Origin of the sequence: Micromonospora sp. CPCC 205739, from assembly GCF_036906795.1 — a bacterium.
Classification (GTDB): Bacteria; Actinomycetota; Actinomycetes; order Mycobacteriales; family Micromonosporaceae; genus Micromonospora.
This window is the reverse complement of record NZ_JBAKHS010000009.1, coordinates 218,540-241,186: the sequence shown is the minus strand read 5'-3', so window position 1 is coordinate 241,186 and position 22,647 is coordinate 218,540. Positions and strand designations below refer to the sequence as shown.

The following is a 22,647-nucleotide window of genomic DNA, read 5'->3' as shown; positions in this document are numbered from 1 at the left end:
CGGCCCCGGATTCGCCGACCGCCGATCTGGACAAGGCTGACCACATGGATGGCCATCTCATCGTTCTGCTGCCGATCGCCGCGGTCTGGCTGGTCGCCGGCGTGGTGGCGGACCGACTGCCCCGGCTGGACCGCGCCCGCGCACTCCGCCGGCGTACCGGATGGTTGCTGGCCCTGACCCTGACCGGCCTCGGCCTGACGGCAGCGGTGCTGGCGGTCGGCCTGACCAGTGCCGGTGCGACGCCGGTCGACCGGGCCGCCGCCGGTCTCGGCCTGGCCGCCGGCCCGGCGCTCGCCGTCGCGGTCTGCACGGTGCGGCGGCTGCGCCGGCTCCGGGCCGGCGCCGGTGCGTTCGCCACCGCGCCGGAGACGCCGGCGCCGCACGGCCTGCGGGCCGCCGGGGCGCATCCGCTGATCGGGCTGCCGGTGCAGGTCACCGCCCTGGCCACGATGCCGCCCGTGCTGTCGGCCGCGGGGCTGGACCTCGCTGCCGATCCCCGCCTGGCCGGACCGGCCGTCACCCTCGGCGGTCTCGCGATGATCGGGATGGGGGTACGTCTGGCGCTGCGGCACAGCCGGCTCGCCGAGCGGGCGTTACCGGAGGCGACGGCGCCCTCAGCGCGTGCGGCTCGGCCCCTGCACGTATAGCAGCTCCAGGATCGCCCGGGTCGCCTCGAACCAGCGGTCCAGCCAGCCGGGCGGCGGCACGCTGCCCTTGGGTGGCAACTCCATCAGCAGGCCGCGCAGCAGCGGGTGGTCAGCCAGCGACTCGGTCTGCTCCAGCGGCCACCCGGCGGGCGGGAACGAGGGCTCGGTCAACGGGTTCGGGTCGAGCGAGGGCAGCGTCAGCGGCGGCCCGGCCTGCTCCGGCGCGGCCGACCCGGCGTCCCGCCCGCCAACCTCGGTGTCGGTGGACACGACCTCGGTGAGCACGGTGTCCCGGCGCGCGCCGCGGTACTTGCCGCCGAAGCGCTCCGCCTTGCCCGGCCCGTTGGTGAGGTTGTCTGAACCGATCGTCGTCATCCGTCTCGCCTGCCTCGCTCGGTTTCCGATCCGTGCGGCGGGTTGTCGACCAGCGCCGTGTCGACGGGTTCAACGAGACGGGACGCAAGTGGCGACGGGCCGACCGGGCAGATCCCGGCCGACCCGTCTCAACGCCACGTTGCGTCGATCAGTGCTGGACGAGCCCGCCGCTCCGTGCGCCGGCGACGAAGGCGTGCCAGTCTCCCGGAGCGAAGACCAGGGCGGGCCCTGTCTTGTCCTTCGAATCCCGAACGCCGACCGCCCCGGTCACGTACGCCACCTCGACGCAGTTGTCACAGTTCGGCCCGCTCTTCGAGCTCTTGAACCATGTCGCGTACGTCAGGTCCACGGGGAACTCCTTGGTCGCCATTTCCACAGCGGCTCCTCTGCCAGTTTTGCGATGTGAGCTATGGATTCCTCCGGGCGAATGGCCGCTGCTCGAATGTGATCGAAGATGAAGCTGTACTTCTGCAGTTCGTCGCTCTTCTCCAGGAAGAGCCCACCCGTGGCGTTCTCCGCGTACACGACATCGGGATCACTCGGTTCGGGGAAGCTGAGAATGGTGAAGGTGCCGTCCATGCCGGCGTGCGCCCCCACCTCGAAGGGCAGGACCTGGAGCGTCACGTTCGGCAACTCCGCCACTTCCACCAACCGCTGGAGCTGGCCACGCATCACCGCGTCGCCGCCCACCGGCCGGCTCAGCACCGCCTCATCGAGCACCACCCACAAATCGACCGGATCGTCCTGGGTCAACAACGACTGACGGCCCAGACGGACACGCACCCGCTGCTGCACCTGGTCGACGGTGAAGTCCGGGCGGGCCGCCCGGATCATCGCCCCGGCGTACTCCTCGGTCTCCAGCAGGCCCGGGACCACCTGCTGTTCGTACGCGCGGATCGAGCTGGCCGCCGCCTCCAGGCCGACGTACGCCCCGACCAGCACCGTGCTGTACGGGTGCCACCAGCCCTTCTGCCGGGCCTCCCGGGCGATCTGCACGAGCTCGTCGCTCTCGACGCCCACCACGCCGTAGATCCGCAGCATGTCGCGGACGTCGCGCGGGGTGGCCGAGGTGTGGCCCGTCTCGATCCGGGAGATCTTCGAGGCGGAGCACTCGAGCTGCTCGGCGACCGTCTCGATGGTGATCCCCGCCGCCTCGCGCTGGCGGCGCAGTTCGGCGCCCAGCCGTCGACGCCGGATGGTGGGGCTGCGCCGCTCACTCACCGCGTCACTCCGCGGCTCGCCGGGCGGTGCTGCCCGTTCCTCGCGCTCACCCGGTTACCTCCCGGTGGCTCGCGCCTGCGTCGACACCCGCCGAGGCGCGACCGACGAACGGCGGGCGATCGTTCGCGGCAGGGGTGGTCCCGGTCGTCGACCGGCCGCGTCGGGCGAAACCGGCGTCCAGTGTGCCGGTCCGGGGTCGGCGTCATCAAGCGCCTCGTTCACGTGTCGTGCTCGCGTATCGGCAAAAGTCGACGTGCAACTTGCATGTCGCACGTCGCTGATGCACTCTGTCCGTATGGCTCGGGTTACTCACCGTCTCCCTTCGCTCACCCGGTTCCGCGACGACACCGGCGGCGGGACGACGGCCGGGCACCCCGTTCCAGCTGCGACGACGAGACCTGCCCCGGGGTGATGACCCCGCCGCTGCACGCCCGACGGCTGCGGCGGCGGGAGCGGTACCCGGGAGCAGCACGGTGATGGTCGGGTGGCGGTCCGCCACCAGCGGGTACGGCCCGACCACCGCCACCGATCCACCGGTCGACGAGACACGACCCCGCGACCGGGGCCCAGAAAGCTTCCCCCGATCACCTCCGGTCGGCACACCGCCGGCCATACCTTCCCCAGGAGCCCATGTGCTTCCCCGCTCCGGTGACGTACTGCACGTGACTCGCGCGGCGAGTGTCCAGTTCATCCGGCCCATCACGTTCCGGGTCATCCGGGTACTCGACTGGCCCACCTACGACGGTTGGCTCTGGCTCGACGGTTACGAGTTGAACGCGGCGGGGGACGCGGTCAACCGACGGTCGATCTTCGTACAGGAGGCCGGTCTCCGGCAGCTCCAGGCGGCGCCCGTGCCGCGCCAGCACACCGTACGGACCCGACGGACCATCAACCGCGCCCCGGTGGCGGTCGGCTGACCTCCGCCATTACCCGGTCGGGGGGCGTGCCGTCGCCATAGACTCGGTACGCCCACCCCGGCAAAGTCACCACCCCGCGCGTCCCGGACCCTGAACCTGGGATGGCCATGGTCGATATGCCCGCCGCGCGGCGGCACCACAGGTCCCGTATCGGTTATGCCTTCGGGCTGCTGGCGCTGGTCGCCGTCACCACACTCGTGGTGGTGGTGCGCTATCCGGCCGAGTCGACGACCCGGCTGGCCGAGCCGGTTCCCGCTCCCGAGATCACCGTGGTCGAGCAGGGCTCACCGCCTCCCGACGCCGGCGACTACGGCTACGGCTACGCGGACGAGTCCGACTACCCAGGGGACCCGGCCGCGCCCGGCGACCACCCGTACGACGGCACCGCACCGGACAGCGGGGCGGACGCCTCGGCGGATCCGCACGACGGCACCGGGTCCCAGCCGGGGGCCGGCGGTGGCGAGGCGGCCCTGGCCGGCACGGCCGACGCCCGACAGGCCCTCAGCCAGTCGCTCTTTTACTCCGGCCTGCTCGGACTGACCATCTCACTGGCCGGGCTGGGCCTGGTCGGCACGCGACGCCGGATGTGGTGAAACCGCTCAGCGGGTGGGAGTGACCCCGGGGGTCGGCTCGTCCGGCTCGGTCGGGGTCGGCGACGGGGCGGCAGCCACCACCAACGTCACCTCGTCGTCCGCGTCCACCAGCTCCCCCGCCTCCGGGTCGGTCTCGATCACCGTGCCGGGCGGCTGCTCCGCGGACTCCCGAATCCGCACCCGGTACGACAGGTCGAGCCGGTCCAGGATCCGCTCGGCCGACGCCCGCGGCAGCCCCACCAGGGGCGGCACCGGAATCCGGGCCGGCGCGGTGGTGGCCGGGGTGCTGGGCGCCTCGGTGGTCGGGGCGGCGGTCGTCGGCGCGGCCGTGGTCACCGGCGCGCTCGTCGGCGCCGGCGGCAGAGTCGGCTCCCGGTCCCGCTCCTCGGCCGCCCGCAGCACCAGCCAGATCCCCGTGCCGAGGGCAGCGAGCAGCAGCAGCGCCAGGATGCCCAGCAGGATCGGCATCCACCAGCGGCGTCCACGCTGCTCCTCGCCGTACCACTCGGCCGGCTCCCGGTAGTCGACCGGACGCGGCGGCGGCACCCCGGCCCGCCCCGACCAGACGGCCGGCGCGGCCGGTGCGGTCTGCTCCGGGACGGCGGTCGGCGGCAGCGGCCGGGTCCTGTCCACCGGCTCGTGCCGGGCGGTCGCGTCCACCGGCTCGTGCCGGGCAGTGGCGTCCAGGGGCTCGTAGCGGGCCGTCTCGTCCAGCGGCTCGTGTCGGGCGGTCGCGTCGAGCGGGGGCTGCGGTCCGGGGTGGCCCGGTGGCTGCGCGGCTTTGTCCTGGGGGCGGGGCAGCGAGCGGGTCCGGTCGTCGTCGGCGGGCAGCGGGCGGGTCGCGTCGTCGGCGGGCTCCTGGCGGTCGCTCATCGCACGTCCTCTCCCACCGGGAAGGCGTCGTGGCCCTCGACGGTCCACGGTAACGGTCGGGGTCACCACCCGCCGGGATCGGCGCGGCGACCCGGCCCCGTGTCCCACCGCAGCCCGGTCACGTCGACCTCGGCCGGCGCTTCCCACCAAGATCCGGCCGCGCCTCCCACCACCGGCCTTGGCCTGGCGGCCCGCCGGGCACCCACGACGGCCACGGCCCGGCAACCCGGCCGCGCACCCCAGGCCTCGCCCCGGCCACCGGGGCGAGCGTCCCGCCGGTGCCTAGTCCTCCGCAGCTCCGCAGGAGATGGCGACCTCGTCGTTCCAGTGGCGGGTCGCGTCGGGCTCGGGGGCCTGGGACTGGACCTTGCCGACCCGGCCGGTGCGGTAGCGCGGGTAGAAGCCGCGTTCGACGATCGTGGCGGCGGCGTCGGCGCAGTCGTAGTCGTCCAGGTCGGGCACCTCGGCCTCCGGTGCGGGGCCGGCGACGTACACCTTGACGGTGGTGCCCTGGCTCACCCGGGTGCCGGGGGCGGGATCGAGGCGCTCCACCTTCTCCCCCGAGCCGGTGCCGAAGATGAGCCGCCAGCCCAGCTTCCGGTCCCGCAGGTCGCTGCGCACCCCCTCGAAGCCGTCGCCGACCACGTCGGGCACCGTCACGTACCCGGTGGGGGCGCTGCTCGACGCGGCGGGTGCGGTCGTCCGGGGCGTGCTCGGCGAGGCCGTGGCGGACCGCTCCGCCGGCGACGGGACGGCCGAGGTCGGGGCCGGTGCGGAGGTGGGGACGTTCGACGCGGCCGCGGCCGGCTGGTCCGTCGGGGACGACTCGTCGGGATCCGCCAGCACCCAGCCGACGGTGGCCCCCACGGTGGCCAGCAGGACGAACGCCAGGCCGCCGCCGATCAGCAGCGGGGCACGGCCCGGCCGTCCCGGCTCGGGAGTGTCCATAAGGGTGTGTCCGTCGCTCATCGCACTCTCCGCCTCGTCACCCGCGACCGTACCGGGCGACGCCAAGCCGTCACCGCACGTCGTCCCGGTCGTCACACGGCTCGCCGCGCCGACCAGGGGACGCTACGCTCCCCGGCATGGCCAGACTGGGCTGGGGAGGATCGGTCGCCACCGCGGTCGGCGTCGCTGCCGGCGTGGGTGCGGCACAACTCGGATTCGCGTACGGGCTGGGGGTCATCGACTGGGCACCGGTCCAGCCCGCCGCCGCCAACGCCTCCTGGTACGCCAGCCTCGCCTGGGCGACCTGGATCGCGGCCGTCTCCACCATCGCCGGCGCCGTCTGCGCCCAGCGGATGGAGGAGCGGGGACCCGACGCCGAACCCGGCAGCACGCTGCGCCGGGTGACGCTGGCCGTGGCCGGCGCGGTGGGCGCGCTGACCACGGTGCTGCTGGTGGCCGTACCGGCCCGGGCGGCGACCGTGCCCGACACCTTCTCGCCACAGAGCCTGGCCGCCGGGTACGCGGTCGTCGGCGTGCTGGTCGGGCTGCTGACCGCGATCTGGGCGCTGCACACCCGGGCCGTCGCGACCAACGTGATCGCCACCGTCGGCTGGATCTGGCTGCTCGCCATGGTCTCGGTCGCGGACGGGGTGCTCGCCGGGCGCGGGTTGACCACCGCCCAGCTCGGCATCTGGCAGCTCAGTACCGACAGCGCCCGCTTCTGGCTGCGGGACTACGTCTACTGGCCGGGACTGCTGCTGGCCGCCGGTTCGGCGCTGCTGATCGGCGCGCTGTCCGCCCGGCGTACCGCCCGGGTGGCCGAATCGCGGCTCGGCGCTGCGGTGTCCGGTGCGGCCGGCCCGCTGCTCGTCGCGCTCGCCTACTTCGTCGCCGTGCCCCGGCTGGCCGAGGTCACCCCCGCCCAGGTCTCGGCGCACTTCGTCGCGCCGTACGCGGTCGTCGTCGGCGCGGTCGGCTCGGTGCTGGTGGCGGCACTCGCCCAGCGCGCCGAACGGCGCGCCGCCGCCCGCCACGCGGTGGTGCCCCGGCAGCGCACCGGCGACCTCGACGACCGCGCGCTCGGCGGCAGCCACGCGGCCGACGGTGACTTCACGTCGGCCGGTGAGCCCATCGACACCTCGGGAGCGTCCGGCACCACGCCGCCGGCCTCCAGCACGACGGGCGGCCCGGGGTCCAGCGCGGCGGCCTGGCCGGTGACCGGCACCGCGACCACGACCGCCACCCGCCCGGACGAAGCAGGGTCGGCCGATCCGCTGTCCGGCGCGTACCCGGCGACGACCGACACGCGGCCGGACGGGACCAGCCGCCCGGACGACGGCTCGTCGGCCACCGGCACCACCGGACGGGCCCGACCGCCCCGCCGCAGCCGAGCCACCGCTCCCGCCCGGGAGGCCGGGCCGGAATCCACGCCGTCCGACAACGCACCGCTCGACTCGACCGCGGAGAGCACCGGCACCCCGGACGCACCCCCCGCGGGCCCCCGAACCCGCTCCTCCCGCCGCCCCCGCTGACCCCCGCCTCAGCCACCGCCTCGCCCCGCCCCCAAAGATCCGCGCGCTTAGTCGACGGGCCAGGTGTGGACGGGTTCGTTGGTGCGTTGGAGTTCGGCGTAGCGGCGGGCCATGTGGTGCAGGGCGGCCTCGCGGTCCATGCCGTGGTGCCGCTCGGCCGCCCAGACCGTCTCGGTCTGCCAGACCGCGCCGTTGCGGCCGGTACGGCAGCGCTGCTCGATGATGCCGAGCAGCCGGTCCCGTTCGGCCGGGTCGACGCCGAACCGGTCCAGCCCGGTGGCCGCCGTCGGCAGCAGCGTGTCGAGGACCAGCTTGGCGACCGGCACGTCCCCGAGGCGGGGCCAGTGCAGGACGGCGTCCATGCCGCGCCGGGCGGCGGCGTGGAAGTTCTCCTCGGCGGAGCTGAAGGTGAGCTGGCTCCAGATCGGCCGGTCCGACTCGGCCAGACCCCGGGCCAGCCCGAAGTAGAAGGCGGCGTTGGCCAGCATGTCCACCACGGTCGGGCCGGCCGGCAGCACCCGGTTCTCCACCCGCAGGTGGGGGCGGCCGTCCATGATGTCGTAGACCGGCCGGTTCCAGCGGTAGACGGTGCCGTTGTGCAGCCGCAGCTCCGCCAGCCGGGGGACCCCGCCGGCGTGCAGCACCTCCACCGGGTCCTCGTCCTCGCAGATGGGCAGCAGCGGCGGGAAGTACCGGACGTTCTCCTCGAACAGGTCGAAGATCGAGGTGATCCAGCGCTCGCCGAACCAGACCCGGGGTCGTACGCCCTGGGCCTTCAGTTCGTCGGGGCGGGTGTCGGTGGCCTGCTCGAAGAGGGCGATCCGGGTTTCCGCCCAGAGCTGCCGCCCGTACAGGAAGGGGGAGTTCGCGCCGATCGCGACCTGGACCCCGGCGATCGCCTGGGAGGCGTTCCAGTAGTCGGCGAAGCTGTCCGGCGCGACCTGGAGGTGGAACTGGAGGCTGGTGCAGGCCGCCTCGGGGGCGATCGAGTCGGTGTGCGTCTGGAGCCGTTCGACGCCCCGGATGTCCAGCTCGATGTCCTCGCCCCGGGCACCGACGATCTGGTCGTTGAGCACCCGGTAGCGCTCGTTGGTGGAGAGGTTGTCCACGACCAGGTGCCGCTCGGTGAGCGTGGGCAGGATGCCGACCAGGACGATCCGGGCGTCGGACTTCGCCGCCCGCTCGTCGGCGCGGGTCAGGCTGCTGCGCAGTTCACGCTCGTACTCGGTGAAGCCGTTGCCCTCGATCAGCCGGGGTGCGGCGTTCAGTTCGAGGTTGAACTGGCCGAGTTCGGTCTGGAACAGCGGGTCGGCGATGGCGGCCAGGATCTCCTCGTTGCGCATCGCCGGCTCACCCGCCGGGTCCATCAGGTTGAGTTCGATCTCCAGGCCGGTCATCGGCCGGTCCGCGTCGAAGCCGAAGTCGTCCAGCATCAACGCGAAGACGTCGAGGCTGCGCCGAACCTTCTGCCGGTAGCGGACCCGGTCCTCCCGGGAGAAGGCGCCCTGCTCGACGTCCCTACCCATGTGCCCTCCCGGCGCGAGGCGCGCGGGACCGTGTCCGTCCCGCCGCGCGTTGTGAACAACCACGGTAAGAGCGCCCACGTCGCCAGGGCCAGTGGCCCCACCGGTACGCCCTGCGGCCATCTCTACCCAGCGGCCACCGCCGGCACCGGCGCAGGTGACGAATAGTCCGTGACAATTCGCACCTGAAAACGCGGCGAGGTCCCTGCTCAGGGGAAGCAGGGACCTCGCCGGAAGGATTCCGCAGGATCAGGCCTGGCGGACGGCCTCGCCCTCGATCTCGATCTTGATCTTCTTGCCGACCAGCACGCCGCCGGTCTCGAGCGCCACGTTCCAGGTCAGACCGAAGTCCTCCCGGTCGATCTCGGTGCTCGCGGAGAAGCCGAAGATGTCCTGGCCGAACGGGCTGCGGCCGACGCCCTCGAACTCGACGTCCAGCTCGACCTGGCGGGTGACGCCCTTGATGGTGAGCTCACCGAGGAGCACGAACTCGTTGCCGTCGCGGGACTTCACACCGGTGCTGCGGTACTCCAGCGTCGGGAAGGTCTCGGCCTCGAGGAACTCCGGGCTGCGCAGGTGGGCGTCCCGGTCGGCCTGGGCCGTGTTGATGCTGGCGGCCTGGATGGTGGCGGTGACGGAGGACTGCATCGGGTCCTCGGCGATGGTGATGGTCGCCGAGGCGTCGGCGAACTCACCGCGTACCTTGCTGACCATCATGTGCCGGGCGACGAACCCGACCCGCTTGTGAGCCGCGTCCAGCAGGTAGGTGCCGGCGGTGGGGATGGTGAGGCCCTCCCAGGCGCGGGTAACCGACTCGGTGCTGGTCATGGTGCGTCCTCCAGGGGGAGAGATTGTTTACTAGCCCAACGACTGACTGAGCAACTATAGGCATAGCAACATTCCCCGTGTCAAGCACTGTTAGGATGGCCAGGTGGATCAGAACGTGTTCGACGACCCCCGGATCACCGCCGTCGGCCTCCTCGTCGAGGCGTACGCCGGGCTGTCGGCCCGGTTCGCCGCCCAGTACGAGGAGCACGGCCTCTCCGCGGTCGAGTTCGAAGTGCTGATGCGGCTCGCCCGATCCCCCGGCAACCAGCTACGGATGACCGACCTGGCGGCACAGACCTCCCTGTCCACCAGCGGAGTCACCCGGGTGGTGGACCGGATGGAACGCGACGGGCTGCTCTTCCGGCGAGCCTGCCCGTCCGACCGGCGCAGCTCGTACGCCGTGGTCACCCCGTCGGGACTCAGGCGCCTCGACGAGACCCTCCCCGGTCACCTGCGGATCATCGAGCAGTGGTTCACCGGCCAGCTCGAACCCGAGGCGCTGGCGGCGATGCTCGACGGCCTGCGCCGGGTGCGGGACGCCGTCCACCCGGGAGCGACCGCGGGCAGCACCGATACCGTCCCGGCCGACGAGACGGCGGCCTGACGCCGCAGCACCGAGCCCGGCGCTCACCCGCCGGCTGGCGTCGGCGGCGGCCACGGGTGTCGCCCGGTCCGCCGGGCCGGGTGATCGTCGTCGGATCGGCCGTCGCGCCGGTGGCACCGGCTCGCGCTACCGGCAGAACCACCGGCAGAACTGGTCACGTCGGCGGGACAACACCGGGAAGCCGCGCAAAGCGGACGTCAGCGGTGGCTAGCCTTCGTCGAGCCGGGGGGAACACCTGGGGGGTGCCGGCGCGAGCGATTGAGCGAGGGGTGTCATCAGGGGGCTTCTTCGCTCGCGCCTCCCCCGCCCCGGGCATCCGGGCCGCACCGGGGCCGGCAGGAGCCGGCCCGACGGAGCCGCCCGGGGCGCGGCGCGCCGCAGCAGCGGCCCGGCTCTCAACCGGCCGGACGGAGCCGGTGCAGCAGGTCTTCCTCGTACGGCAGCAGGCGGATCCCGCTCTCCCGGCAGGCCCGGTCCAGGCGGTCCACCACCGCCGGGTCGCCTGTGCTCGCCGCCAACCCCACCAACGCCTCGACCACGTCCCGGCGGTCCTGACCGTCGACGCCGGCCTTCGCCGCCGCCCCGAACCACTCCGCGGCCAGTTCCCGGTCGCCCCGGTGCAGTGCCACCGTCCCCTCGATCAGGGCGATGACCCCCTCCTCGGGCCGCGCCGCCGCCATCCCCGGCCGCCCGGACCCCGACCCCGCCGGCCAACCGAGCCACGGCCCTACCGGCTGCCCGAACTCCGGCCCACCGGCCGGGCCGGACCCGAGCTGCCCGGCCGGGCCGGACCTCGGCTGGGCGTCCCGACCGGACCTCGGCTGGGCGTCCCGACCGGAGCCCGGCTGGGCGTCCCGACCGGAGCCCGGCTGGGCGTCCCGACCGGACCCCGGCGCAGCGGGCGCCGCAGCGAACGGAGGCCCAGCGCCGGCGGGCGAACGGGGCGCCTCCGCCCGTAGCTCGGCCAGCACGTCGGCGGCCTCGTCCAGCCGGCCGTCCCGGGCCAGCGCCAGGCCGACCGTGCCGAGCACCCGGCGCCGGTGTCCCGGGTCGCCCAGGTCGGCCAGCGCCGCGGCGACCCGGCGACCCTGCTCCACTGCCTCGGCGTACCGGCCCTGGAGTCGGGCCACCTCGGCCAGGTTGGCCCGGGCCAGCAGGCGCAGCCGCCGCTCGTCGCACTGGGCGGCCAGTCGGTCCACGGTGGCCAGCCGCCGCCGGGCACCGGCCAGGTCGCCGCGGCGGATCTCGTGCCAGGTGAGGTTGTTCTGGGCGACCGCCATGTCGCGTACCCGGCCGTGCCGGGTGGCCAGCGCCAGCACCGCCTGCGCCTGCGCGCGTGCCTCGTCGTACCCGCCGGTGGCGATGAGCAGCGCACAGAGCACCGTGCGGGCCTCCAGCTCGCCGGTCACCTCCGCGTGCGCGGCGAAGACGTCGAGCGCCGCGCGGGCGGCCGGCAGCTCCTGCGCGCCCGCGCCGTGCTCGGCGGCGAGCCGGGCCACCCCGAGCAGTGCCCAGGCCCGCAGCACCGGGTCGGCGTCGGCGGTACGCGGGTCCGCCAGCAGCCGACGGAGCCACTGCCGCCCGGAGACGTCCCGCCCCCGCAACCGCCACCAGCGGGTCAGCGCCGCCGCCAGCCGCAGCGCGGTGAGCGGGTCGTCGGTGGCGGCATGGGCCAGGGCGGCGCTGATGTCGCTGGTCACCTCGTCGAGTTGGCGTACCGCGGCGGGCAGCTTCGCCCCGACCAGGTTCGGCGCGGTCCGGGTCACCAGCCGGGCCACCACGACGGCGTGCCGACGGCGGATCGCGGTCAGCTCGCCCCGGCCGGCGGCCCGCTCGACGGCGAAGTCACGGACCGCGTCGAGCAGCCGGAACCGGAACGGACCGGCACCCCGGACGCTGAGCAGGCCCAGCTCCACCAGGCGGTCCAGCAGCGGCACCGGGTCGACGACGACCGCGCCGTCCCGGTCGGCCTCGTCGGCCAGCAGCTCCTCGGCCAGCTCCACGGACCAGCGGTTGGCGAACGCGGAGAGCCGGCGCACGGCCGCACGCTCGGAGTCGGCGAGCAGGCGGTAGCTGGTGGCCACCGCCTCCCGCAGGGTCACCGCCACCGCTGCCCGCGCGCTGTCCGACCCGGCCGGCGCGGCGGCCTCCCAGCCGCGCCGCCCCAGGTCGGGGCTGGCCAGGTCGAGGACGCGGTCGCCGTACCGGTCGAGCAGTTCGTCGAGGTCGAGGATGCGCCCCCGGGCCGCCATCAGCTCGATCGCGAGCGGCAGGCCGCCGAGCCGGCGGACCAGGGCGGCCAGCGCGGGCAGCTCCCGCGGGTCGGGCGGCTCGGGGCGTACCCGGGCGAGGCGGGCGGCGAAGAGCGCCGCTGCCGGGTAGCGGGCCAGCTCGGCGGCGTCGACCACGTCGGCCGGGGGGACGTCCAGGGGCGCCACCGGGCGGACCAGTTCCCCGGGTACGCCCACCGGGTGCCGCCCGGTCACCAGCACCCGCAGGCTCGGCACCGCGTCGGTGAGCTGCCGCAACGCCTCGGCCAGCGGGTCCGGGGCACGTTCGGCCGCGTCCACCAGCAGCAGCGCCGGCCGGTTGCGCAGCCGTACCGCCAGGTCGGGCAGGCGGGCCGCGCCGAGCACGGCGCTCACCGCGGCCAGCACGTCGGCGGCGTCGGAACCCTCGCCGACCAGCACCCCGGCCACTCCGCCGGGATAGCCCGCGACGACCTCGTGCGCCACCGCCAGGGCCAGGGCCGTCTTGCCCACGCCGGCCAGCCCGACCAGGGTCACCACCGGCGGCCACCGGTCCGTGGTGAGCAGCGCGGCGAGGTCGGCCAGGTCCCGCTCCCGGCCGATCAGCTCGACCGGGGGCGGGAGCGCGATCGGCGTACCCGAGGGGTCGGGGTCGCGGGGCGCGGAGCCGGCGACCAGCGCGCGGTGCGGGCCCTGGACGGTGGCCGGGACGGCGACCCGCCCACGGGCGGTGGCGAGGAAGGTGGCGCGGGGTCCGCCGGTGAGGCCGAGCGCGTCGGCGAGCAGCTCCACGGTGGTGCGCTGCGGCCGGCTGGCCCGGCCGCGCTCCAGGTCACGGACGGTCCGCACGCCGACCCCGGCCCGCTGGGCCAGCTCGGCCTGGGTGAGGCCGACGGCGAGCCGGTGACCCCGCAACAGCTCCGCGAGCGGGGTACGACCACCCGGCACCAAAGTATGATCATGAGCCGGTGTCATGGGCACGAAGGGTACGGAGGGGCTACGACGGCCGACACCGGTGCGTCGTCCAGCCGACGCGCCGAAATCCGACAGGCCCCCGCCGTGCGGCGGCGCGGCAGGGGCCGGAGGCCGGGTCAGACGCCCAGGTCGCGGGCGATGATCATGCGCTGCACCTCGGAGGTGCCCTCGCCGATCTCCAGGATCTTGGAGTCCCGCCAGAACCGGGCCACCGGGTACTCGTTCATGAAGCCGTAGCCGCCGTGGATCTGGGTCGCCTCCCGGGCGTTGTCCACCGCGATCGTGCTGGCGTGCAGCTTGGCGATCGCCGCCTGCCGCTTGAACGGCTCACCGGCCAGCATCCGCGCGGCCGCGTCGTAGTACGCCAACCGGGCCGTGTGCGCCTTCAGCTCCATGTCGGCGATCTTGAACTGGATCGCCTGGTAGTTGCCGATCGGCTGGCCGAAGGCGTGCCGCTCCTTCGCGTACTTGATCGACTCGTCGACGCAGCCCTGGGCGAGGCCGACGGCGAGCGCGGCGATGGCGATCCGGCCCTCGTCGAGGATGCGCAGGAACTGGGCGAAGCCCCGACCCCGCTCCCCGAGCAGGTTCGCCGCCGGCACCCGGCAGTCGTCGAAGGTCAGCTCGTGCGTGTCCGAGGCGGTCCAGCCGACCTTGGAGTAGCCCGGCGCCACGGTGAAGCCCGGCGTTCCGGTCGGCACGATGATGGTCGACAGCTCCTTCGAGCCGTCCGGCTTCGTGCCGGTGACCGCCGTGACGGTGACCAGCGCGGTGATGTCGGTCCCGGAGTTGGTGATGAACGCCTTCGAGCCGTTGATCACCCACTCGTTCGTGGCCTCGTCGAGCACCGCGCGGGTCTGGGTACCGCCGGCGTCGGAGCCGGTGCCCGGCTCGGTCAGCCCGAAGCCGGCCAGCGCCTCGCCGCTGAGCAGCTTCGGCAGCCAGGTCGCCTTCTGCTCCTCGCTGCCGAACCGGTAGATCGGCATCGCGCCGAGGGAGACCGCGGCCTCCAGGGTGATCGCCACGCTGGAGTCGACCCGGGCCAGCTCCTCCAGGGCCAGGCAGAGGGCGAAGTAGTCGCCGCCCATCCCGCCGTGCTCCTCGCCGAAGGGCAGGCCGAACAGGCCCATCTTGCCCATCTGCCGGATCACCTCGTACGGGAAGGTGTGCTTCTCGTAGTGCTCGGCGATGACCGGGGCGACCACCTCACGCGCGAAGTCCCGCACGCTGGACCGCAGCGCCTCTTGTTCCTCGGTGAGCCGGAAGTCCATCTGATCCTCCTGTGTGGACGAGCCGCCGGACGCTCGTGACGCCGCGACGGTGCTGCGGGCTGAGGTGGGACCGGGTCAGACCGGGGTGACGCCGTGGCGCCGCCGCGAGAAGTGGCGGTCCTTGGTTCGGGCGGCGGCGAACCGGCGGACCAGCTCGGCGCGCAGCTCGTGCGGCTCGACGATCGCGTCGATGACCAGCTCGCTGGCGAGCCGGACGACGTCGATGTCCCGCTCGTACTCCTCGCGCTTCGCGGCGACGAAGGCGGCCCGCTCCGCCTCGTCGGCGATCGCGGCGATCTTGTTGGCGTAGACGGCGTTCACCGCGGCCTCCGCGCCCATCACCGCGATCTTCGCGGTGGGCAGCGCGATGGTCGCGTCCGGCTCGAAGCCCGGGCCGGCCATCGCGTAGAGGCCCGCGCCGTACGCCTTGCGGACCACCACGCAGATCTTCGGTACGGTCGCCTCGGAGATTGCGGTGATCATCTTGGCGCCGTGCCGGATGATGCCCTGCTTCTCCACCGCGCTGCCGACCATGAAGCCGGGCACGTCGCTGAGGAAGAGCAGCGGCACGTTGAACGCGTCGCAGAGCTGCACGAACCGGGTCGCCTTGTCGGCCGAGTCGACGAAGAGCACCCCGCCCTTGAACATCGAGTTGTTGCCGACCACGCCGACGACCTCGCCGTTCAGCCGGCCGAAGCCGATGGTCAGCTCCTTGGCCCAGAGCGCCTGGATCTCGAAGAACGAGCCGTCGTCGAGCAGGCCCTTGACGTACCGGCGCATGTCGAACGCCTGCCGCTCGCTGGCCGGGACCAGCGCGGCCAGGTCGACCTTGTCGGACGCCTGCTTGGCGGGCGCGGCGGGCGGCTGCTCGGTCCAGTTCGCCGGCAGGTACGACAGGTAGGTCCGCACCACGTCGAGCGCGTCGGCCTCGGTCTTGCAGAGGAAGTGCCCGACGCCGGACTCGGCGCAGTGAACCTTGGCCCCGCCCATCGCCTCCAGCGTCGTCTTCTCGCCGGTGACCATCTCGACCATCCGGTCGGAGCCGAGGTACATGCTGGCGTTGCCGTCCACCATGGCCACCACGTCGCAGAACGCCGGGATGTACGCCCCGCCGGCCGCGCTCGGCCCGAACAGCGCGCAGACCTGCGGGATCGAACCCGAGGCGCGGACCTGGTTCCAGAAGATCTTGCCGGCGCCGCGCCGACCGGGGAAGAGGTCGACCTGGTCGGTGATCCGGGCGCCGGCCGAGTCGACCAGGTAGACCATCGGCACGCCGGTCGAGTACGCCCGCTCGATGATCCGGATGATCTTCTCGACCGTCCGGGCGCCCCAGCTGCCGGCCTTGACCGTGGAGTCGTTGGCCATCAGGCAGACCTGGCGGCCGTCGATGGTGGCGGTGCCGGTGACCACGCCGTCGGCGGGCAGCCCGTCGGCCATCGCGTTGGCGTAGAGGCCGTCCTCGACGAAGGAGCCCTCGTCGACCAGGAGCGCCACCCGCTCGCGGGCGAAGAGCTTGCCCTTGGCGGCGTTCGCCGCGTGGTACTTGTCCGCACCGCCGGCCCGGGCGCGCTTGCGCAGCTGCTCCAGTGCCTCACCGTCGAGCGTCACGCCGACTCCCTCGCCGCCTGGGCCGGTCGCCTCGTGAGCGGACCGACCGACCTGAACGATCGTTAGGCTAGCGCATCGGACCACCCTCCGGCGACCCACCGCCGCGCCCGCGCACGCGCCCGCCCGGCGGCAGGCCCTACCGCCCGGCGGCAGCCGCCCGGCGGCAGCCCGGCGTCGGCCTGGCGTCGGCCTGGCGTCGGTGATCAAGAAGTTTGCGTCAGGGATGTCGCGTGAAACCGACGCAAACCTCTTGATCACCGCGAGGTGGGCGACCCGGCGCGGGGTGCAGGGTGCGGGGTGCGGGTCAGGGGGTGGGGGTGAGGCGGGTGCGGGGGCCGGCGCGCAGGACGCCGGAGGGGAGCTTCTTGCCGACCAGTTCCTCGGCCAGCTCGGCCGCCTCGATCAGCGCGTCCAGGTCGATGCCGGTGTCGATGCCCATGTCGTGCAGCATGTGCACCGCCTCCTCGGTGGCCAGGTTGCCGCTGGCCCCGGGGGCGTACGGACAGCCGCCGAGGCCGCCGACGCTGGCGTCGAACTCGGTCACGCCCAGCTCCAGCGCGGTCAGCAGGTTGGCCAGGGCGGTGCCCCGGGTGTTGTGGAAGTGCAGCAGCACCGGCACGTGCGCGTTGCGGTCCCGTACGGCGGTGATCAGCTCGCGGACCCGCCGGGGCGTACCCATGCCGGTGGTGTCGCCGAAGGCGACGCGGTCGGCGCCGTCGCGGACGACCCGGTCGACGATGCCGGCGACCCGCCCCGGGTCGACGTCCCCCTCGTAGGGGCAGCCGAAGCTGGTCGCCACGATCACCTCGGCCCGGGCGCCGGCGCCGTGCAGCAGGTCGATCAGCTCGGCGATGTCGTCCAGCGACTCCTCGGTGGAGCGGTTCACGTTGCGCCGGTTGTGCGTGTCGCTGGCCGAGACCACCACCTCGATCTCGGTGAACCCGGCGGCGAGGGCCCGCTGCGCGCCCCGCGTGTTGGGCACCAGCGCCGAGTAGCGCACCCCCTCGGCCCGGGTCGCCCGCTGCCACACCTCGTCGGCGTCGGCCATCTGCGGGATCGCCTTCGGGTGCACGAAGGACACCGCCTCGATCCGCTGGACGCCGGTGCCGGAGAGCGCGTCGAGCAGCCGCACCTTGGCGTCGGTGGGGATCGGCTCCTCGTTCTGGAGTCCGTCCCGCGGCCCGACCTCACGGATGGAGACGAAGTCCGGCAGTTCCGCCATAAGGGGTCACCTCACTGTGACGTAGCGCTGGTGGGTTCCCCCCAGCATCCCACTCCCCACCTCCACCGGCGTTGATCATGAAGTTGACCGGGACGAAAGGGGCGAGTCACCAGGTCAACTTCATGATCAACGGCGCGGGGAGGGCAGGCGGACGGGGTCAGCGCATGCGGGAGACGATGCCGGTGTCGTAGTCGCCGGAAATGAACTCGGAGTTCTCCAGCAGCTCGGCGAAGAAGGGGAGGTTGCACTTCGGGCCGGTGAGTTCGAAGGCGGCGACGGCCGCCTTGGCGCGCTCGATGGCCTCGGCCCGGTCCTTGCCGTTGACGATGAGCTTGGCCATCAGGCTGTCGTAGAACGGGGTGACCGTGTTGCCGGCAACGTAGCCGGAGTCGACGCGGACGCCCTCGCCGGTCGGCTCGACCCAGGTCTTGATCGCGCCGGGGCCGGGCAGGAAGCGCTTCGGGTCCTCGGCGTTGATCCGCAGCTCGATGGCGTGCCCGCGCGGAGCGAGCGCGTCCGGGTCGAAGGTCGGCGCCAGGCCGGCCGCCACCCGCAGCTGCTCCTCGACCAGGTCCACGCCGTAGACCAGCTCGGTCACCGGGTGCTCGACCTGGAGACGGGTGTTCATCTCCAGGAAGAAGAACTCGTTCGTGGCGGGGTCGAGCAGGCACTCCACCGTGCCCGCGTTGCGGTAGCCGACCGCCTCGCCGGCGCGTACCGCCGCCGCCAGGAAGCGCTCGCGCAGCTCCGGGGAGACCGCCGGCGACGGGGACTCCTCCACCAGCTTCTGGTTGCGCCGCTGCACCGAGCACTCCCGCTCGCCCAGCGCCACCACCCGGCCGTCGGCCAGGCCGAGGATCTGCACCTCGACGTGGCGTACCCGGGGGAAGTACCGCTCGATCAGCACCGAGCCGTCGCCGAACATCCGCTCGGCGAAGGCGCGCACCTTGTCGTACTCGGTGCGCAGCGCGGTCTCGTCGGTGGCCACGCCCATGCCCATGCCGCCGCCTCCGGCCGCGGCCTTCACCATCACCGGGTAGCCGATCTCCTCGGCGGCGGCGACCGCCGCGTCCAGGTCGGCCGCCGGGTCGGTGGTGCCGGGCGCGACCGGAACCCCGGCCGCCGCCATCAGGTTCCGGGCGTTGATCTTGTCGCCCATCGCGGTGATCGCGTCCGCGCGGGGCCCGACCCAGATCAGGCCGCTGGCCTCGACGGTACGGGCGAAGTCCGCGTTCTCCGACAGGAAGCCGTAGCCGGGGTGGATCGCCTGCGCGCCGGTCGACTTGGCGGCGGCGAGGATCGCCTCGACGTTCCGGTAGCTCTGCGCCGGGTTGGCCGGGCCGACGCAGACCGCCTCGTCGGCCTCGGTGACGAACGGCAGGCCGGCGTCGGCCTCCGAGTGCACCGCGATCGCGCGGATACCGAGCCGCTTGGCGGTACGGATGATCCGGCGGGCGATCTCGCCCCGGTTGGCGACCAGCAGCGACTCGATCATGTTTCCTCCCGACGTCCAGGGGTGGGGACGGGTGCCAGGTAACCATGAGCCGCCGGTTACTCACGAGTCGCCCGGCACCCACCGGCGCGGTGATCAAGAAGTTTGCGTCAGCTTGCCCCCGATTCCCGACGCAAACCTCTTGATCATCTGAGGCGGACGGGAGGCGCGGGTCGCGCGCCGCGCGGGCGCGCGGGGCCGGGTCAGGCGGGGTTGGTGGGGGCGAGGAGGGCGGCGAGGGTGGCGGCCCGGAGCAGTTCGGCGCGGCGGCGGCGGTCGACCTCGCCGCCGAGGAACGGGGTGGAGTTCATCAGGCCGAACGCGGCGTGCGCCAGCACCCGCGCCTCGCCGTCGGGCAGCCCCGGGTGCAGCGCGGTCAGCACCGTCACCCACTCCTCGACGTAGAGCCGCTGGAGCCGGCGGATCTTGCGACGCGGCTCGTCGGGGAGCCGGTCCAGCTCGTGCAGGTGCAGCGCGATCACCGCCGGGTTGGCCAGCGCGAAGTCGACGTGGAAGTCGATCAGCGACTCCAGCGCGCCGCGCGGGTCGTCCGGGTGGCCGGCGGCCCGGTCCCGGCCGCCGTCGAGCAGCCCCTCGCTGACCGGGATCAGCGCGGCGACCAGCATCGCCTCCTTGCCGGCGAAGTGGTGGTAGAGCGCCGGGCCGGTCACCCCCGCGGCGGCGCCGATGTCGTCCATCGACACGCCGTGGTAGCCGCGCGCGGCGAAGAGGCCGACCGCGATCTCCAGGATCTCGTCCCGACGGGACCGGCGTCGACCCGCGCCCGTCGCGCCGTTCGCCCCGCCCCGCGCCTGCTGTTCCACCGCCACCGGGCAAGCCTAGACCGCGCACCGGCCGTGGTGGAGGCTCGGTTACCCGTCGGTCGGTCCACCGCCCGCCGGGTACCTCCCGGCGGGAGCGCGACCGCCGTCAGTCCTCCTCGATGCCGTGCTCGGCGCGCAGCTTCGCCGCCTCGGCCGACCGGCCCAGCTCGTCCAGGGCCCGAGCCAGCAGCCAGGCCGCCTGGCTCGCCGGCCGGGAGTCGGACGGCAGCCCACCCAGCACCTCGCGGAGCAGACGCTCGGCGTCGGCCGGCCGGTCGCTGCGCAGCAGCAGGTCACCGGTGAGGAGTTCGACCTGGGCCGCCTCGCCGAACGCCTCGATCGACCGCAGCCGACCGGCCACCCCGTCCAGCCGGTCCAGCGCGGCGACCGTACGGCCCTCGGCGGTCAACACCCGGGCCACCGCCTCGGCGGCCAGCGCCCGCTCGTACGTCACCACGGGCGGCTCCTCGGGCAGCCCGGTGAGCGCCGCCATGGCCTCGTCCACCGCGTCGACCAGCGCCGAGGCGGCCGGGAGGTCACCGGCCCAGAAGAGGGCCAGCAGCTGCCGCCGCCGGGCGCGCAGCTCGTCCAGCGGCAGCTCGGCCAGCCGGTACGCCGCAGCCGCTGCGGCGAACCGTTGCGCGGCCACCGCGTCCCGGTCGGCGTCGTAGAGGATCCCGCCGGCCTCCTCCAGCACCTGCGCCCGGTGCGGGAGGTTGTCCGGGCTGTCCAGGTTCTCCGCGAGCTGTTCCAGCAGCGCGAGCGCGGGATCGATCTCGCCCAGGCTCTCGTAGACGCCGGCCAGCAGGTGCCGGCACCGGTCCGCCTCGGTCTGCGCACCGAGCCGGTCCAGCCCGAGCACCGCCTCCTCCGCCACCTCGGCGGCCTCGCTCAGCCGACCGGCCACCCGGTAGGCGTTGGCCAGCTCCCACCGCAGGAACGCGTCGCCCTCGGCACCCTGCTCCACGCAGAGGGTCACCGCCTCGGCCAGGTCGTCCACCGCGTCGGCGGCCCGATCGGCGGCGAGCAGCGCCCGGCCCCGGGCCACCCGGACCGCGAGCCGGGCGTCCGCCGGGGCCACCCGCAGCGCCTCGTCACAGGCGGCGACGGCCTCGGCCGGGTCGTCGGCCCAGCGGGCGTACGCCAGGCAGGCGGCCGCCAGCATGCCGGCCGAGCCCACCTCGCGGCTGAGCCGACGGGCCCGCTCGGCCGCCTCGCCCACCTCGTCGCCGCGCTCCAGCTCCTCCAGGACGTGCGCGCGGTGCAGCGCCACCCGGGCCGCCAGCCACGGGTCGACGTCCGCCTCGGCGGCGGCCCGGTCGACCTCGTCGAGCGCGTCGGCCCAGCGCTGCCGGTGCACGTACGCCAGGGCCAGCCGATCGTGGGCGGCGGCCCGCTCCCGCTGGTCGCCGTGCCGGTCGAGCTGCTCCACCGACTCGCGGACCAGGGCCAGCCCCTCCTCGGCGCCCTCGTCGGTCATGCAGAGCAGCGCGCCGAGACGCCCCGCCACCACCTGCGCGCGCACCGGGTCGGGCACCTCCCGCCAGGCGGCCAGCGCGACCCGGTTGGCCTCGATGGAGGCCGCCGGGTCACCGTCGTCGTTCAGCTCACCCGCGCGCAGCTCCAGCCTCCGCGCCACGGTGGCCGCCGGCAGCTCCGCGGCACCGAAACGCTCGTCGTACGCCTTCAGGACGGTGGTGCAGTCGTCGGTGCGGTGGGTGCGCCAGCACTCGTCGGCGAGGGCCAGCAGCTCCTCGGCGCTCGCCCCGGCCGGCACCTGCACCGGCTCGGTCGTGACCACGTCGGCCGGGGCCGGCTGCGGGGTGCGGGCCGGGCGGCGACGCAGGCTCGCCGAGAGCGGCAGGTGCTCCCCGACGGGCTGCGCGGCGAGCCGCCGCGCGACCACCTCCGACTGGTACGTCGTGCCGTTGCGCGCGTCGAACCGGCCGGCCAGCGCGGTCGCCGTGTCGGTCAGCTCGGCGGCGAGCGCGGCCACCGGCACCTCCCCGGCCGGTCGGTCCCCGAACGCCCGGCGGTGCACGGTCAGCTCGCCGGGCACCTGCCGCAGCGCCGCCGCGGCGGTGGCCGCGAAGTGCATGGCGGCGGCCGGGGTGGGTGCCCGGTCCAGCCAGTCCAGGTGCCGCTCGACGAGTTCCAGGGCGCGGGCGTCGTTGCCGGTCACCGTGCAGAACTCGACGTGGTCGGCGATCTCCCAGAGGTCGGAGAGGTTCGACCGCAGCCGCCGGTACGCCTCCCGGTGCGCGTCCCGCGCGGCCTCGCCCCGCCCGGTACCCAGGTACGCCGGCAGCAGCGCGGTGAGGATCGCCTGCGGCTGCTCGGTGCAGCTGAGCCGGCCGGCGAGCACCGGCTCGGCCAGCGCCACCGCCTCGTCGTGCCGGCCCACCTCGCACAGGTGGTGCACCTGGGTGGTCGGGTCGCAGCCGGCGCAGTCGGAGAGCGCGTCCCGGGGGGTGGTCATCCACCGGCGGTACCACTCGGCCGCCTCGTCCTGCGCCCCGAGGTGCGACGCCACCAGGTAGCGGTGCTTGTACACGGCCTGCAGCGAGTGCCCGGTGTCCCGGTAGCGCCGCTCCATGTCCTCCAGCACCGCGTAGGTGCGGTCCAGCGGCAGCTCGGGGAACTTCAGCATCGCGCTGATCATGTACTTGAAGTGCCAGAGCAGCTGGTGGGCGAAGCGCTGGTGGTAGGGCTGCGGGTCCCGGTCGAACTCGGCCAGGCACCAGGAGAAGGTCACGAAGGACTTCGCCGGCTCACCGCCGTAGACGTACGAGGTGGTGGCCTGCATCCGGGCGGCGAAGGCGAGGTGCCGGTCGTCGCCGGCGTCGGCGCGCCGGATCAGCTGTTCCAGGGCGGCGGTCTGCCCCGCCCCGTACGGCATGTTGTGGGCCTCGTGCAGCACCCGCCACAGGTCGTCGTCGCTCACG

Annotated in this window: 19 protein-coding genes; 5 read left to right on the top strand and 14 right to left on the bottom strand. The window is 74.0% G+C overall.

Annotation, left to right across the window (positions count from 1 at the left end):
- Nucleotides 1-44: 44 nt before the first annotated feature.
- A complete protein-coding gene (locus V6U88_RS16330; RefSeq protein ID WP_334453898.1) occupies nt 45-647 on the top strand; it encodes a hypothetical protein in 603 nt (200 codons plus the stop codon).
- On the opposite strand, the gene V6U88_RS16325 is transcribed toward V6U88_RS16330, so the two are convergent.
- The 3 genes from V6U88_RS16325 to V6U88_RS16315 all read right to left on the bottom strand — a co-directional run bounded on the left by V6U88_RS16325 (nt 615) and on the right by V6U88_RS16315 (nt 2,243).
- Nucleotides 615-1,022, bottom strand: coding sequence for a hypothetical protein (locus tag V6U88_RS16325; protein WP_334453897.1), 408 nt, complete (start codon nt 1,020-1,022; stop codon nt 615-617). The two genes, V6U88_RS16330 and V6U88_RS16325, sit on opposite strands and share 33 nt — an antisense overlap.
- 148 nt (nt 1,023-1,170) lie before the next feature.
- Nucleotides 1,171-1,392 (bottom strand): DUF397 domain-containing protein, encoded by a 222-nt coding sequence (locus V6U88_RS16320; RefSeq protein WP_334453896.1) that lies wholly within the window; start codon nt 1,390-1,392, stop codon nt 1,171-1,173.
- Nucleotides 1,362-2,243, bottom strand: a complete 882-nt coding sequence (locus V6U88_RS16315; RefSeq protein ID WP_334453895.1) for a helix-turn-helix domain-containing protein — start codon at nt 2,241-2,243, stop codon at nt 1,362-1,364. Before V6U88_RS16315 ends, V6U88_RS16320 begins: the two co-directional genes overlap by 31 nt.
- A 632-nt stretch (nt 2,244-2,875) precedes the next feature.
- On the opposite strand from V6U88_RS16315, the gene V6U88_RS16310 reads away from it, so the two are divergent.
- A complete protein-coding gene (locus V6U88_RS16310; protein ID WP_334453893.1) occupies nt 2,876-3,160 on the top strand; it encodes a hypothetical protein in 285 nt (94 codons plus the stop codon).
- A gap of 101 nt (nt 3,161-3,261) precedes the next feature.
- Nucleotides 3,262-3,753: a hypothetical protein gene (locus V6U88_RS16305; protein ID WP_334453891.1), complete on the top strand. Its 492-nt coding sequence runs from the start codon at nt 3,262-3,264 to the stop codon at nt 3,751-3,753.
- 6 nt (nt 3,754-3,759) lie between these two features.
- Here the strand turns inward: V6U88_RS16305 and V6U88_RS16300 are convergent, their stop codons facing one another.
- Nucleotides 3,760-4,626, bottom strand: coding sequence for a PASTA domain-containing protein (locus V6U88_RS16300; protein ID WP_334453889.1), 867 nt, complete (start codon nt 4,624-4,626; stop codon nt 3,760-3,762).
- A 282-nt stretch (nt 4,627-4,908) separates the two neighbouring features.
- Nucleotides 4,909-5,595: a PASTA domain-containing protein gene (locus V6U88_RS16295; protein WP_334453887.1), complete on the bottom strand. Its 687-nt coding sequence runs from the start codon at nt 5,593-5,595 to the stop codon at nt 4,909-4,911.
- A 116-nt stretch (nt 5,596-5,711) separates the two neighbouring features.
- Between V6U88_RS16295 and V6U88_RS16290 the strand changes: the two genes are divergently transcribed.
- Nucleotides 5,712-7,106: a hypothetical protein gene (locus V6U88_RS16290; protein ID WP_334453885.1), complete on the top strand. Its 1,395-nt coding sequence runs from the start codon at nt 5,712-5,714 to the stop codon at nt 7,104-7,106.
- 47 nt (nt 7,107-7,153) lie between these two features.
- On the opposite strand, the gene V6U88_RS16285 is transcribed toward V6U88_RS16290, so the two are convergent.
- Complete coding sequence (locus V6U88_RS16285; RefSeq protein WP_334453882.1) at nt 7,154-8,632, bottom strand: glutamate--cysteine ligase; 1,479 nt, start codon at nt 8,630-8,632, stop codon at nt 7,154-7,156.
- Between the two features lie 246 nt (nt 8,633-8,878).
- Nucleotides 8,879-9,457: a YceI family protein gene (locus V6U88_RS16280; protein ID WP_334453880.1), complete on the bottom strand. Its 579-nt coding sequence runs from the start codon at nt 9,455-9,457 to the stop codon at nt 8,879-8,881.
- Nucleotides 9,458-9,560: 103 nt separating this feature from the next.
- Between V6U88_RS16280 and V6U88_RS16275 the strand changes: the two genes are divergently transcribed.
- Nucleotides 9,561-10,061, top strand: a complete 501-nt coding sequence (locus V6U88_RS16275; RefSeq protein WP_334453878.1) for a MarR family winged helix-turn-helix transcriptional regulator — start codon at nt 9,561-9,563, stop codon at nt 10,059-10,061.
- A gap of 395 nt (nt 10,062-10,456) precedes the next feature.
- Here the strand turns inward: V6U88_RS16275 and V6U88_RS16270 are convergent, their stop codons facing one another.
- From V6U88_RS16270 to V6U88_RS16240, 7 genes are all read right to left on the bottom strand, one after another.
- Nucleotides 10,457-13,285 (bottom strand): ATP-binding protein, encoded by a 2,829-nt coding sequence (locus V6U88_RS16270; RefSeq protein WP_334453876.1) that lies wholly within the window; start codon nt 13,283-13,285, stop codon nt 10,457-10,459.
- Nucleotides 13,286-13,401: 116 nt separating this feature from the next.
- Nucleotides 13,402-14,556 (bottom strand): acyl-CoA dehydrogenase family protein, encoded by a 1,155-nt coding sequence (locus tag V6U88_RS16265; protein ID WP_334453875.1) that lies wholly within the window; start codon nt 14,554-14,556, stop codon nt 13,402-13,404.
- 75 nt (nt 14,557-14,631) lie between these two features.
- Nucleotides 14,632-16,164: an acyl-CoA carboxylase subunit beta gene (locus V6U88_RS16260; protein WP_334453873.1), complete on the bottom strand. Its 1,533-nt coding sequence runs from the start codon at nt 16,162-16,164 to the stop codon at nt 14,632-14,634.
- A 304-nt stretch (nt 16,165-16,468) separates the two neighbouring features.
- On the bottom strand, nt 16,469-17,386 hold the full coding sequence (locus V6U88_RS16255; protein WP_334453871.1) for a hydroxymethylglutaryl-CoA lyase: 918 nt from the start codon (nt 17,384-17,386) through the stop codon (nt 16,469-16,471).
- A gap of 157 nt (nt 17,387-17,543) precedes the next feature.
- A complete protein-coding gene (locus V6U88_RS16250) occupies nt 17,544-18,881 on the bottom strand; it encodes an acetyl-CoA carboxylase biotin carboxylase subunit (protein WP_334453870.1) in 1,338 nt (445 codons plus the stop codon).
- 200 nt (nt 18,882-19,081) lie between these two features.
- On the bottom strand, nt 19,082-19,708 hold the full coding sequence (locus V6U88_RS16245; RefSeq protein WP_334453868.1) for a TetR/AcrR family transcriptional regulator: 627 nt from the start codon (nt 19,706-19,708) through the stop codon (nt 19,082-19,084).
- 100 nt (nt 19,709-19,808) lie between these two features.
- Nucleotides 19,809-22,646 (bottom strand): hypothetical protein, encoded by a 2,838-nt coding sequence (locus tag V6U88_RS16240; RefSeq protein ID WP_334453866.1) that lies wholly within the window; start codon nt 22,644-22,646, stop codon nt 19,809-19,811.
- Nucleotide 22,647: the final 1 nt, after the last annotated feature.

Excerpts from the sequence above, each read along its gene's own strand:
- V6U88_RS16250 (WP_334453870.1), bottom strand. The coding sequence starts at position 18,881 with ATGATCGAGTCGCTGCTGGTCGCCAACCGGGGCGAGATCGCCCGCCGG.
- V6U88_RS16295 (WP_334453887.1), bottom strand. The coding sequence starts at position 5,595 with ATGAGCGACGGACACACCCTTATGGACACTCCCGAGCCGGGACGGCCG.
- V6U88_RS16290 (WP_334453885.1), top strand. The coding sequence starts at position 5,712 with ATGGCCAGACTGGGCTGGGGAGGATCGGTCGCCACCGCGGTCGGCGTC.
- V6U88_RS16265 (WP_334453875.1), bottom strand. The coding sequence starts at position 14,556 with ATGGACTTCCGGCTCACCGAGGAACAAGAGGCGCTGCGGTCCAGCGTG.
- V6U88_RS16325 (WP_334453897.1), bottom strand. The coding sequence starts at position 1,022 with ATGACGACGATCGGTTCAGACAACCTCACCAACGGGCCGGGCAAGGCG.
- V6U88_RS16285 (WP_334453882.1), bottom strand. The coding sequence starts at position 8,632 with ATGGGTAGGGACGTCGAGCAGGGCGCCTTCTCCCGGGAGGACCGGGTC.
- V6U88_RS16255 (WP_334453871.1), bottom strand. The coding sequence starts at position 17,386 with ATGGCGGAACTGCCGGACTTCGTCTCCATCCGTGAGGTCGGGCCGCGG.
- V6U88_RS16280 (WP_334453880.1), bottom strand. The coding sequence starts at position 9,457 with ATGACCAGCACCGAGTCGGTTACCCGCGCCTGGGAGGGCCTCACCATC.
- V6U88_RS16270 (WP_334453876.1), bottom strand. The coding sequence starts at position 13,285 with ATGACACCGGCTCATGATCATACTTTGGTGCCGGGTGGTCGTACCCCG.
- V6U88_RS16305 (WP_334453891.1), top strand. The coding sequence starts at position 3,262 with ATGGCCATGGTCGATATGCCCGCCGCGCGGCGGCACCACAGGTCCCGT.
- V6U88_RS16330 (WP_334453898.1), top strand. The coding sequence starts at position 45 with ATGGATGGCCATCTCATCGTTCTGCTGCCGATCGCCGCGGTCTGGCTG.
- V6U88_RS16320 (WP_334453896.1), bottom strand. The coding sequence starts at position 1,392 with ATGGCGACCAAGGAGTTCCCCGTGGACCTGACGTACGCGACATGGTTC.
- V6U88_RS16300 (WP_334453889.1), bottom strand. The coding sequence starts at position 4,626 with ATGAGCGACCGCCAGGAGCCCGCCGACGACGCGACCCGCCCGCTGCCC.